Source organism: Streptacidiphilus anmyonensis (assembly GCF_000787855.1).
Lineage (GTDB): Bacteria > Actinomycetota > Actinomycetes > Streptomycetales > Streptomycetaceae > Streptacidiphilus > Streptacidiphilus anmyonensis.
On sequence record NZ_BBPQ01000014.1, the window covers coordinates 63,834 to 74,665 of the forward strand.

The following is a 10,832-nucleotide window of genomic DNA, read 5'->3' on the forward strand; positions in this document are numbered from 1 at the left end:
GACGGCTTCCCGTGATGCGGCGGGACCCGCTCAGCCCGCCGACGGAGACAGGTCCGGAAGTACAGCCGGGTCGATCGCGCCGGTGCGCTCGCGCTGCGGGAACGCGCCGACCGGCACACGGCCGAGTTCCTTGCCGGTGGCGTAGTCGATCACCGAGACGGCGTCGGCCTTGCTGAGCGAGACGAAGCACAGCGAGCCGTCCGCACTGCTGGTCGCCCAGTACGGGAGGCTGCCGGTCGGGTAGGTGACCGTGCCGACGGTCGAGCCGTCGGCGGCGTTGACGATCGAGGCGTAGTCGTCGATCGTGCCCGCGTCGCAGACGCGCGAGTCGTCGCCGGAGAGCGCGAGACCGTGGTGCGCCGAGTTCTGCGGGTAGCTGTCCGGGCTGAGGGCCGCGCCCGCCGCGCTGTACGGCATGGGGTAGGTCCGGACCTGGCGGCCGGTGGCGAGGTCGAACTCCGCGAAGCCGTTGAGGTAGGAGAGGTCGGTGAACATCGTCCGCCCGTCCGGCTCGATCACGTTGGGCCGGATGCCGTGCGGGAACAGCCAGGTCTGCACGACCTGAAGGGTGCGCGCGTCGACCTTGGTGAGCTGGAACGTCCCCTTGGCCCACTCCATCGACTGCGGCAGCGAGGTGACGCCGATGCTGGAGTTGTAGATGTACCGGCCGTCGGCGGAGTAGTCGTTCTGGTGCGGATAGGTCCCGGTCGGGAACGAGCCGACCACGCTCCCGTTCGAGGTGTCGAGCACCTCCGCCTTCTGCGCGGTGGTCGCGGAGACGACGTACCGGGTGCCGTCGGGGGAGAGCGCGGCGTGGTCGGCCTTGAAGCCGTCGAGCCGGGTCCGCCACACCTGCCTTCCGGACGCGATGTCGTAGGCGGCCACGTCGTCGAGGTTGCCGCGCGAGACGTACAGCGTCCGCCCGTCCGGCGAGAGTTGCGCGTCGTCCACCCACCGGTTGCCGCCCTCGACGGAGGTGACGGTCTGGAAGCCGGCCCACTGGATCGGGTCCATCTGCGCGATGACCTGCTGCGCGTCGGCGGTCACGTTCAACGAGCCCAGATTGGCGAAGGTGTGGGCGTCGAGGAAGCTGACGGTCCCGGCCTGGCTGTTCCCGACGACGATCACGTCCCGCAACCCGGCTGCGGTGGTGGTGACGTGGCTGGACCGAGCGACATGGGCGGCCTGCGCGGCCGCGACCGGTGGTCCGGCCAGCCCCGCGCCGAGCAGCAGCGCGCCGCTCACCGCCACGACCGTGCCGCGTAAGGTGCCGATCGCCCGCATGGATGCCTCCCCGCATGGTTTTGGAGTGCTCACCTCAAGCCCCCTGTGGCTACTCGACGGTAGGGAGTCCGGGCGCAACAGCCAAGGCCCGTGCAGCGGGAAAACGCCGACGGGGCGAGCTCAGAGCCTTCCGCACGCGGGTGCAGCCGACGTGGCGCTCGCGCTCCCGGTACCGGTAGCACACCGGCGGTGCGGCTGACTCCCCGGCGGCCTTCCCGGCGGTCTGCGCTGAGGTCTGCGCCGGGGTCTCCTGCGTGTCCATCGCGGTGTTGCTCCATGGGGCTGGGTCGGCGATGCCGGTCGGGCATCGGGGGGGCGGGGTCGGGCGCGACGATAGCGGCCCGGCGGATGCACACGACACCGCCCGCAGGCGAACTCCTGTCGGCGGACCGGCAGCGGCGGCCGGGTCGGTGCTGCCGTGGGACGATGAAGGAGCGGCCGACGAAGGTGGCCAGTGATGTCCGAACTGCTGGGGAGCCGGGGGTCGGACGACGACGCCCGCCCTCCGCAGACGGACGGGGCAGACGCGTCGAACGGGTCGGCCGGAGCGACCGGCCGGGTCCGGCGTGCGGGAAGGCGCTTGCGGGCCGTTCCGCAAAGGCCCTGGGCGCGGGTGCTCACCGCTCTGCTCGCCGCCCTGCTGATCTGGATCAGCTGGTCACTCGGACAGGCGCTCACCGCCCCCGGCGACGACAGCGTCGTCGCGCGGGTCGCGGACTGGGGGCGCAACAACCATCTCGCCCCCGTCGTCACGCTGATGGAGACGATCCAGTACGACCTCAACCCGCCCAGGGTCGGTGGCCGGCCCACGATCGCGCTGCGCCCCGCCGCGCCGCACGCCACGGTGCACACCCAGGCGCTGCCACCCCGGCTGGTCTCGCCCGCCGGGCCGCCGCTGCCCGGCGAAGGGACCTGGCAGGTGCTGCGGACCGTCGACGGCAAGCCCGCCCTGCTCGGTGCGTACCTGCGCCCCGACGCGCAGCACACCTCCTACGTCGCAGCCGTCGCCTCCATGGACCCCACGCTGCTCCGCTTCGAGCTGCACCCCGGCTGGAGCGATCCCGGCACCGCCAACTGGGGTGCGCCGTACGACGTCCCGGCGGGTGGGCGGTCCGCGCTCGTGGCCACCTTCAACGGCGGATTCAAGATCAACGAAGCGGGCGGCGGCTTCTACCTGAACGGCACCACGCGCGGGACGCTGACGCCGGGCGCGGCCTCCCTGGTCTTCTACCGCGACGGCCGCGTCGCCGTCGGCGTGTGGGGCCGTGGCGTGTCGATGACCCCGCAGGTCGTGGGCGTGCGGCAGAACCTGAGACTCATCGTCGACCACGGTGTCGTGCCCGCGGCGGTCGACACGAACATCGAGTCCGGGTGGGGCGCGACGATCGGCGGGGCGTACTTCGTCTGGCGCTCCGGGGCCGGCGTCACGGCCGACGGCCGGGTCGTCTTCGTCTACGGACCGGCGCTGTCCGTCCGGACCCTGGCCGACCTGCTCCAGCGGGCGGGCTGTGTGGAGGCGATGCAGCTCGACATCAACCCCGCGTGGATGTCGTTCATGTCCTACCGGCCGCCGGTCGGCGGCGCGGACCCGGTCCCGGTCAAGCTGCTGGAGGGCCAGCAGCGTCCGGCCGACCGCTACTACTCCACGACCAGCCGCGACTTCGTCGCGGTCTTCGCCCGATGAGCGCCGTCCCGCCGGCCTCGTCCGACGCGCCCGCGGAGCCGGGCAGGCCCGGACCGGTCGTCACCCGCGGCTCCCCGGTCCGCCCGCGCGCCGGCTGCGGCGCGGAGCCCCGGGCGCCCGAGACCCCGCGCCCGGAGGGCAACGCGTACGCGTCCGCGGCCGCGCCCGCGTCCGCCTCTGTGTCCAGGTCCGCGTCCGCGTCCGCGTCTACGCCTGTGTCTGCGTCTGCGTCCGCGCCCGTGCCGGCGTCCGCCTCCGCGCCCGCGTCCAAGCCGGCGTCCGCGTCCGCGCGAGCGCGCGGCGGTGGCCGGGCGACCGCGGTGGCGGTTCTGCGGACCGCGAGGCCGCGTCAGTGGCCCAAGAACCTGCTCGTGCTCGCCGCGCCGTTGGCCGCCGGGAGTACCGGGCGGGACGGGCGCGGGCCCGCTGACCTCGCCCTCGCCGTCGGCGCCTTCACGCTCGCCGCCGCGGCCGGGTACTGCGTCAACGACCTCGCCGACCTGGACCGCGACCGCCGCCACCCGGCGAAACGCACGCGGCCTCTCGCCTCGGGGGAGCTGACCGTCACGCAGGGGCGGGTGTGTGCCGTGGTGTTCGCGCTCGCGGCCATGGCCTTGGCGGCGGCCGTGCCCGGAGCGGGGTTCCTCGGCGTCCTGGCGGGATACCTGCTGCTCAGCGTCCTGTACTCGCGCGCTCTCAAGCACCTGCCCGGCGTCGAACTCGCCGCGCTGGCCTCGGCCTTCGTGCTCCGGGCGGTCGGCGGCGCGGTCGCCTCGCGGATTCCGCCTTCCGGCTGGTTCCTGCTGGTCTGCACCCTCGGTGCGCTGTTCGTCGCCGCCGCCAAGCGGTCCGCCGAGACGCGGCTGCTCGGCGCGGAGGCGGCCGCCCACCGGCCCGCCCTCGGTCACTACGACGCGCGCGGGCTCCGCCTGCTGCGACGGGCGCTGCTCGCCGTCACCGTCCTCGCCTACCTCGGCTGGGCGCTCGGCACCGGCGACGGCTGGCACGCGCTCAGCACCCTCCCGCTGCTCTACGCCCTGCTGCGCTTCGACCACCTGGTCGACCGCCGCCCGGTCGCCCGCGTTGAGGACCTGCTGCTCAGCGACCGTCGCATGCTGGCAGCCGAACTGCTCTGGCTGCTGGCCTTCCTGGCGCCGATGCTGTGAACGGGGAAGGCGGACCGGTGACGGGCGGGCCCGAGGTACTGCTCAGCGGCTGGGGTCGGACGCCCAGCGGGCGTGCCACGCTGCTCGGTCCGTTGACGCTGCCCGCCTTGTGCGGGCTGATCGCCGAGCGGCCGGGCCACGGGATCGTCGCGCGCGGCGCGGGACGCAGCTACGGCGATGCCGCGCTCAACTCCGGCGGGCTGGTGCTGAGCCCGGCAGGCGAACCGTGGGTGCTGCTCGACCCGCACGCCGGGCGCGTCCGCGTCGCCGCGTCCGTGGCCTTCACCGAACTGCTCGCCCGCACCGTCCCACACGGCTGGCTGCCGCCCGTGCTGCCCGGCACCGCGCACCTGACCGTCGGCGGGGCCGTCGCCGCCGACGTGCACGGCAAGAACCAGCACCGCGACGGGTCCATCGCCGCCTGGCTCGACCAGGTCGACCTCGTCGACGGCACCGGCACGCTGCGCCGGCTCACCCCCGAGGACACCCCGGACGCCTTCCGCGCCACCGTCGGCGGCATGGGACTGACGGGCGTGATCGTCTCCGTGACGCTGCGCCTGCTGCCCGTCCGCAGCGCACGCCTGCGCGTCACCACCCGCCGCGCCGCGGACCTGGACGCGGTCATGGACGCCCTTGCGAACGCCCGAACCCGCTACGCCGTCGCCTGGATCGACGGCACCGCGCGCGGACGCGCCCTCGGGCGCGGTGTCGTCGAGCTCGCCGACCACTGCACCGAGCCCGACCCCCGCCGCGAGCCCGACGGGCCGCGCTACCGGATCCGCGCCGCGCCGCCCGCGCCCGGTTTGCCGTTCTGCCCCGTCACACCGCGCACCGCCGCGGCCTTCAACGGCCTGTGGTACCACCGCGCTCCGCGACTTCGGGAGGGCACCGCCGCGCTCGGGGCGTTCTTCCACCGGCTCGACGCCGTCGCCGGGTGGAACCGCGCGCTCGGGCCCGCCGGGATCTGGCAGTACCAGTTCGCCGTGCCCGACGAGGGGCGCGACCTGCTCGCCTGCGTGCTGGAGGCCCTGCACCGGCAGCAGGGCTCGCCCTTTCTGGGGACCTTGAAGCGGTTCGGCCCCGCCGACGGCCACCCGCTGTCGTTCCCCGTGGCAGGCTGGTCGCTGGCCGTCGACCTGCCCGCCGGGCGGGCCGGTCTCGGCGAGTTGCTCGACGGCCTCGACCGGCTGGTCGCCACCTCCGGCGGCCGGATCTACCTTGCCAAGGACGCCCGGATGGACCGCGCCCGCTTCACCGAGATGTACGGTCCGCTCGACGCCTGGCGCGAGGCGCGTGCCCGGCTGGACCCGCACGGCGTCTTCCGCTCCGACCTCGGCCGCCGCCTGGGGCTGTGCGGGTGAGCACCCCGGGAGGCGCGTCGGCCCGAGGCCCCGCCGACACCCCGCACAGCGCCTCCGGCGCGGGTCGTCCGCGGCGGGTGCTGCTGATCGGCGGTACCAGCGAGATCGGACTCGCCACGCTCCGGGCGCTCCGCCTCGACCCGGCCGACGAGGCGATTCTCGCCGGGCGCGACGCGCGTCGTCTCGCCGACGCCGGAGTCGGGCTGCCGTGCCGGGTGACGACCGCGCCGTTCGACGCCCTGGACCCGGTCGCGCCCGAGACGCTGGCCGCGCGCGTCCTCGCCGACGGGCCGCTCGACCTGGCCGTCTCCGCCGCCGGCGTCCTGATCCCGCAGGACGTCCTCGACGCGGACCCGAGGCAGGCGGGCGAGCTCGTGCAGACCGACTTCACCGCGCACGTCACCGTGCTGCTCGCCCTCGCCGCCGGGATGCGCGAGCAGCGCCACGGAACCCTCGTCGTGCTCTCCTCGATCGCGGCGGTCCGTCCGCGCCGGGCCAACCTCGTCTACGGGGCCGCCAAGGCGGGCCTCGACGCCTTCGCGCGCGGGCTCGCCGACCGGCTGCACGGCACGGGCGTCTCCGTCGTCCTGGTCCGGCCCGGGTTCGTGACGGGCCGGATGACGCACGGCATGCGCCCGGCGCCGATGTCCTCCACCCCGCAGCAGGTGGCGGCCGCCGTCGCGGCGGCCCTGGACCGGGGGCCGGGGTCCCGGACGGTCTGGGTGCCGCGCGGCCTGGTCGTGCTCGCGGCGGCGATGCGGCTGCTGCCGCGCCCGCTGTGGCGTCGCCTCCCGCGTTGACGGCGTGCGCCGCCGGATCGGGCGACGCCGCCGGATCGGGCTTCGGCGGAGCGGACGTCGGCGGAGCGTACGGCTAGCGCAGGGCGGCCAGTTCGGCGTTGGCGCGGGCGGTGACCAGGGCCAGCACCCGGCCGGCGGTGGCCAGGTCCTCGGCCGGGATGTCGCCGTAGAGCCGCTGCGTGAGGGCGTCGACCGCGTCACGGATCTGCCGGTTGCGGGCCCGGCCGGCGTCCGTGAGCCGCAGGCGGGAGTCGTCGCCGGGCACCTGCTCCAGCAGGGCCGAGGCGGCCAGCCCGGCGATGACGTCGGCCACCGCGGAGTCGGTGGTCTTCAGGTTGCCGGCCATCTGGTCGGTCAGCTGGGCCCGGTCGGCGCTCTCCTCGCCGCCCGCGAGGGCGTTCAGCACTGCGGACTGCTCGAAGGTGGTGTGGCTGCGGTCGAGCACCGGAACCAGCAGGGCGCGGGTGGCGAGGTGCGCCTGCCCGATGACCTGACCGTTGAGGGTGGGCGTCGGTGTGGTGGTCATTGAAACTCCTTGGTCGTGGAGGACGTGGAGGTCGTGGCATCGAGTGGGGCGTCGAGAAGGGCCGTCAGCTCGCGGACGAACGCGCTGGTGCGGGGGCTGTCGAGCCCGCCGAGCGGTGCGAACTGCTGCGCGAGGAGGTCGTGGACGACGGTGACCGCGCACTCGGTCGTCTCGCGACCGTGGTCGCTCAGCGACAGTCGGACGGCGCGCGTGTCGGTGGGGTGCGGTGTGCGGGTGACCAGCCCCGCGCTTTCGAGGGCGCGGGCGAGCTTGGACACGTAGAGCGGCTCCAGCCCGGCGTGGTCGGCGAGCTCGCGCTGGGTCGGTTGCCGTCCGGACTGTTGCATGCCCAGAAGCGACCCCAGCAGTGAGTACTGGGCGTGGGTGAGGCCGTGCGGCGCGAGGGCCCGATCGACCGCCACGCGCCACTTCATCGACAGGCGCCAGACCAGGAAGCCGGGCGTCGGTCCCGGGGAAGCTTCGCTCATGGAAGATAGAGTACATGGAGACTATGTCCATGGCTACTATCAGTCGGCCGGCCTAGTCCCGATTGCCGCGGACCCCCGATCGGCCCCAAATATTGAGGAGCGCGCGTCCGCGTCGACCGCACGAAAGGGCCAGCCGTGAGTTCCGAACAACCCCCGCCCGGTCCTCCGCACGGTCCTCCTTCCGGACCGCTCTCCGGCTCGTCCGGCCGCCCGCCGTCCGGACCCGGCGGCCCGCCCACCGTTCCCGCGGCGTCGCCCGGCGAGCCGCCGCCCGGTGGCGGCGGCGCACAGGCCGTGGGCAAGCCGCCACGGCGGCGACGCACCTCGCTGCTGATCACTGCCGCGGTGGTGCTCGGTCTGGCGGTCGCGCTCACCGTCGTGCTGCTCAACCGGCCCGCCAGCGCGCAGACGGTGATGTTGCAGCCGGCCGGATCCACCGGACCGAACCCGTTCAACCCTCCGGTCCACACAGGGCCGAGCACGTCCCCGACCGCCAAGGCGTCCCACTCCGCGGCGCCGGTGCCCGCCGGCGCGACCTCCAGCGCCAACGGCGTGCACACCGTGTCCGGAACGGCCGTGGGCCTCTACGGCGGAACGGAGCGGGTGTCGAGCTGCGACGTCCCGCAGATGTCCGCGTTCCTGCGGGCCAACCCGACCAAGGGCGCGGCCTGGGCCGGCGTCGAGGGCATCCGGACGGACCAGATCGACGCCTACCTGCACTCGCTGACGCCGGTCCTGCTGCGCACCGACACCCGGGTCACCAACCACGGCTTCGCGAACGGCGCGGCCACCTCGTTCCAGTCGGTCCTCGAAGCCGGAACCGCGGTGCTGGTCGACGCCAACGGCGCACCGCGCGCCCGCTGCGCCTGCGGAAACCCGCTGCTGGCCCCGGTGGTGACCACGCGCAGCTCCTACACGGGCACGACCTGGTCGACCTTCAACGCGCAGAACGTGACCGTGGTCCTGCCGGCGGTGACGACGGTTCAGGTGTTCGTGCTCTACGACCCGGTCACGGGCCAGTGGTTCCAGCGGCCGACCGGCGGCCACGGCGGGAGCGACGTGCCCGTTCCGCCCCCGGTGATCGGCGGCGCGAGCGGGTCGCCCGGTGCGACGAGCGGCAGCGCGAGCGCGTCGGCCAAGAGCTCGGCGACGGCGTCGAGCACCTGCCTCTCGGGCTCTCCCGTCCCGGGCACGACCGGCACCGGATCGCCGTCGCCCGGCCAGGCCCAGCCCTGCCCGTCCGGCTCCTCGGCGTCCGCCGCGAGCTCCAGCCCGGCCTCGGCGTCGGCCTCCCCGTCCGCGTCCGCGTCCGCGTCCCCGTCGACCTCCGCTCCGTCGTCCCCGTCCGCGTCCGTGTCCGCGAACACGGGAGCCTCGACCGGCTCCGGTACGACGTCGGCGGGCACGACGGCCGCGCCGTCGTCGTGACGGCCGTCGTGACGGCGTCCTGACCGCGGGTCAGCGCCGCCCGGCTCGGGCGGGCTGCCGGCGGGCGCTGCGGATCAGGCGGGCGAGAACGGTCAGGGCGAGCGCGAAGGCCGTGAACAGCGCGGCGCGCCGCAGGATCGGGACGAGGACGGGCCCGAGGTCGAGCGGCTCGTCACGCCCGGCCTGCGGAGCGGGCGCGGCGTCCGTCCCCGTGTCGTCCGTGTCGTCCGCGTCGTCCGCCTCGGCGGACCGGCCGGGCTCGGTGCTCGCGGCGTCCACGGTGCTCGCGGTGGGCGCATTGGCGGCGAGCTTCTTCGAGAGCCGGTCGGCGAACTCCGCGATGACGCGGTCGCCGATGTCGGCCATGACGCCGCGTCCGAACTGGGCCGGGCGGCCGGTGACGGTCAGGTCGGTGTCGACGTCCACCTCCGTCGTCCCCGGCGACTGCTCGTGGGCCTCGACGACCAGGGTGGCCTGCGCCGTCCCCGCGCCGCGCTGCTCGCGCCCGGAGGCGTGGACGACCATGCGGTGGCGCGCGTCGTCGCGCTCGTCGACGACCGCCCGGCCGCGGTAGGCGACGGTGATCGGGCCGACCCTGACCGTCATCGAGCCGTAGACGGTGTCGGTGTCGTCGTCCACGTGGTCGACCGCCGCGCCGGGCAGGCAGGGGGCGATGTCCTCGATGTCCCCGAGCGCACGCCAGACCTCGTCCGCGGGGGCGGGCACGGTCATGTCGTGGTGCAGCTGCATGGTCGTCAGCTCCTCGTGCTCGCAGGGGTGCCGTCCGCAGCGGCGCCCGCGCGGCGCGGGGCGTGCGGGTCGGGGCCGTGCACGGCCCCCGTGGTGGCCGAGAGCGCCGCGCCCGTGCCGCCCCAGCGGGTCGAGACGATCTCCGCCGCGATCGACACGGCCACCTCCTCCGGCGTGCGCGCGCCGAGGTCGAGGCCGATGGGCGCCCGCAGCCGGGCGAGCGAGGCCTCGTCGACGCCGGCCTCGCGCAGTCGCGCCAGCCGGTCCTCGTGGGTGCGGCGGCTGCCCATGACGCCGATGTAGGCCGCGGGCGTGCGCAGGGCGACCTCCAGCACCGGGACGTCGAACTTGGGGTCGTGGGTGAGCACGCAGATCACCGTCGAGCGGTCCACCTGCGTCGCGGCCAGGAACCGGTGCGGCCAGTCGACCACCACCTCGACCTGCGGCGGGAACCGCCGGGCCGTGGCGAAGACCGGGCGCGCGTCGCAGACCGTCACCCGGTAGCCGAGGAACGCCCCCAGGTCGGCGACGGCGGCGGCGAAGTCGATCGCGCCGAAGACCAGCAGGCGCGGCGGGGGAGCGAAGGACTGGAGGAAGACGGTGACCTGGTCCATCCGCCGCTCGCCGTCCGGGCCGTAGTGGCGCTGGGCGGTCATGCCCTGGGCCAGCTCGCCGCGTGCGTCGGCGGTGACGGCGGCATCCAGCCCCTCCGACCCGAGCGAGCCCTCGACCCGGTCCGGCCAGACGGCGCGGACCGCGCCGAGCGGGGTCGCGGAGTCCTCGGGGGCTTCCAGCACCGTGGCGAGGGCGACGGGCGTCTCCTCGGCGATGGACGCCGCCACCGCGCCGAACGCCGGATCCAGCGCGGCCGAGACCGGGCGGACCAGCACGGTGATCTCGCCGCCGCAGGTCAGCCCGACGGCGAAGGCGTCGTCGTCGCTGTAGCCGAAGGTCGTCTGCTGGGCCTGCCCGGTGCGGACGACCTCCTGCGCCAGCTCGAACACCGCGCCCTCGACGCATCCGCCGGAGACGCTGCCGACCACCTCGTCGCCGGGCCCGACGGCCATCGCCGCGCCGGGCGCCCTCGGCGCGCTGCGCGTCACCCCGACGACGGTGGCCAGCCCGAACTCCGCGCCCGCCCCGTACCAGCGCCGCAACGCGGGCAGGATCTCACGCATCAGCCGCTCCTCTCGCCATGACGGCGGCCAGGGCTCCAGGGCCGCGACGCCGAGTCCCTCGCCGGGCACGTCCGCAACTCGGGGGCGCGCTCGGCCGTGGGGTCGGCGGTCGGCGGTCGGCGGCGCTTGGCTGTTCGGCCGGGGGCCGAGCCTGCGGACGCCCGCCC

Annotated in this window: 10 protein-coding genes; 5 read left to right on the forward strand and 5 right to left on the reverse strand. The window is 75.1% G+C overall.

All coding sequences use genetic code 11. The features are described 5' to 3' along the window. Window positions 1-30: 30 nt before the first annotated feature. Complete coding sequence (locus TR50_RS15995; protein WP_042421144.1) at window positions 31-1,284, reverse strand: YncE family protein; 1,254 nt, start codon at window positions 1,282-1,284, stop codon at window positions 31-33. Window positions 1,285-1,897: 613 nt separating this feature from the next. Between TR50_RS15995 and TR50_RS16000 the strand changes: the two genes are divergently transcribed. From TR50_RS16000 to TR50_RS16015, 4 genes are read left to right on the forward strand one after another with little or no spacing between them, the layout of a single operon-like run. Continuing rightward, window positions 1,898-2,968, forward strand: a complete 1,071-nt coding sequence (locus TR50_RS16000) for a phosphodiester glycosidase family protein (RefSeq protein ID WP_042421147.1) — start codon at window positions 1,898-1,900, stop codon at window positions 2,966-2,968. Then, window positions 2,965-4,134, forward strand: a complete 1,170-nt coding sequence (locus TR50_RS16005; protein WP_084700386.1) for a decaprenyl-phosphate phosphoribosyltransferase — start codon at window positions 2,965-2,967, stop codon at window positions 4,132-4,134. Before TR50_RS16000 ends, TR50_RS16005 begins: the two co-directional genes overlap by 4 nt. Window positions 4,135-4,151: 17 nt before the next feature. Continuing rightward, on the forward strand, window positions 4,152-5,495 hold the full coding sequence (locus TR50_RS16010) for an FAD-binding oxidoreductase (RefSeq protein WP_042421149.1): 1,344 nt from the start codon (window positions 4,152-4,154) through the stop codon (window positions 5,493-5,495). Beyond that, window positions 5,492-6,295, forward strand: a complete 804-nt coding sequence (locus TR50_RS16015) for an SDR family NAD(P)-dependent oxidoreductase (protein ID WP_236654438.1) — start codon at window positions 5,492-5,494, stop codon at window positions 6,293-6,295. The genes TR50_RS16010 and TR50_RS16015 overlap by 4 nt, the downstream gene beginning before the upstream one ends. A 73-nt stretch (window positions 6,296-6,368) precedes the next feature. On the opposite strand, the gene TR50_RS16020 is transcribed toward TR50_RS16015, so the two are convergent. Both TR50_RS16020 and TR50_RS16025 read right to left on the reverse strand, forming a co-directional pair. Continuing rightward, a complete protein-coding gene (locus TR50_RS16020) occupies window positions 6,369-6,821 on the reverse strand; it encodes a winged helix DNA-binding protein (protein WP_042421152.1) in 453 nt (150 codons plus the stop codon). Next, window positions 6,818-7,309 (reverse strand): MarR family winged helix-turn-helix transcriptional regulator, encoded by a 492-nt coding sequence (locus TR50_RS16025; RefSeq protein WP_042421155.1) that lies wholly within the window; start codon window positions 7,307-7,309, stop codon window positions 6,818-6,820. Before TR50_RS16025 ends, TR50_RS16020 begins: the two co-directional genes overlap by 4 nt. Before the next feature lie 294 nt (window positions 7,310-7,603). Between TR50_RS16025 and TR50_RS16030 the strand changes: the two genes are divergently transcribed. Continuing rightward, on the forward strand, window positions 7,604-8,737 hold the full coding sequence (locus TR50_RS16030; RefSeq protein WP_052441030.1) for a DUF6777 domain-containing protein: 1,134 nt from the start codon (window positions 7,604-7,606) through the stop codon (window positions 8,735-8,737). A gap of 30 nt (window positions 8,738-8,767) precedes the next feature. Here TR50_RS16030 and TR50_RS16035 read toward each other — a convergent pair whose 3' ends face one another. Both TR50_RS16035 and TR50_RS16040 read right to left on the reverse strand, forming a co-directional pair. Then, window positions 8,768-9,487 carry an SRPBCC family protein gene (locus TR50_RS16035; protein WP_042421157.1) on the reverse strand — a complete coding sequence of 240 codons (720 nt, stop codon included), beginning with the start codon at window positions 9,485-9,487 and terminating at the stop codon, window positions 8,768-8,770. Window positions 9,488-9,492: 5 nt separating this feature from the next. Continuing rightward, window positions 9,493-10,665: an XdhC family protein gene (locus tag TR50_RS16040; protein ID WP_042421160.1), complete on the reverse strand. Its 1,173-nt coding sequence runs from the start codon at window positions 10,663-10,665 to the stop codon at window positions 9,493-9,495. Window positions 10,666-10,832 lie beyond the last annotated feature (167 nt).

Bases quoted from the DNA above. Each gene is read 5' to 3' on its own strand.
- TR50_RS16035 (WP_042421157.1), bottom strand. From the start codon at position 9,487: ATGCAGCTGCACCACGACATGACCGTGCCCGCCCCCGCGGACGAGGTC.
- TR50_RS16040 (WP_042421160.1), bottom strand. From the start codon at position 10,665: ATGCGTGAGATCCTGCCCGCGTTGCGGCGCTGGTACGGGGCGGGCGCG.
- TR50_RS16020 (WP_042421152.1), bottom strand. From the start codon at position 6,821: ATGACCACCACACCGACGCCCACCCTCAACGGTCAGGTCATCGGGCAG.
- TR50_RS16005 (WP_084700386.1), top strand. From the start codon at position 2,965: ATGAGCGCCGTCCCGCCGGCCTCGTCCGACGCGCCCGCGGAGCCGGGC.
- TR50_RS16025 (WP_042421155.1), bottom strand. From the start codon at position 7,309: ATGAGCGAAGCTTCCCCGGGACCGACGCCCGGCTTCCTGGTCTGGCGC.
- TR50_RS15995 (WP_042421144.1), bottom strand. From the start codon at position 1,284: ATGCGGGCGATCGGCACCTTACGCGGCACGGTCGTGGCGGTGAGCGGC.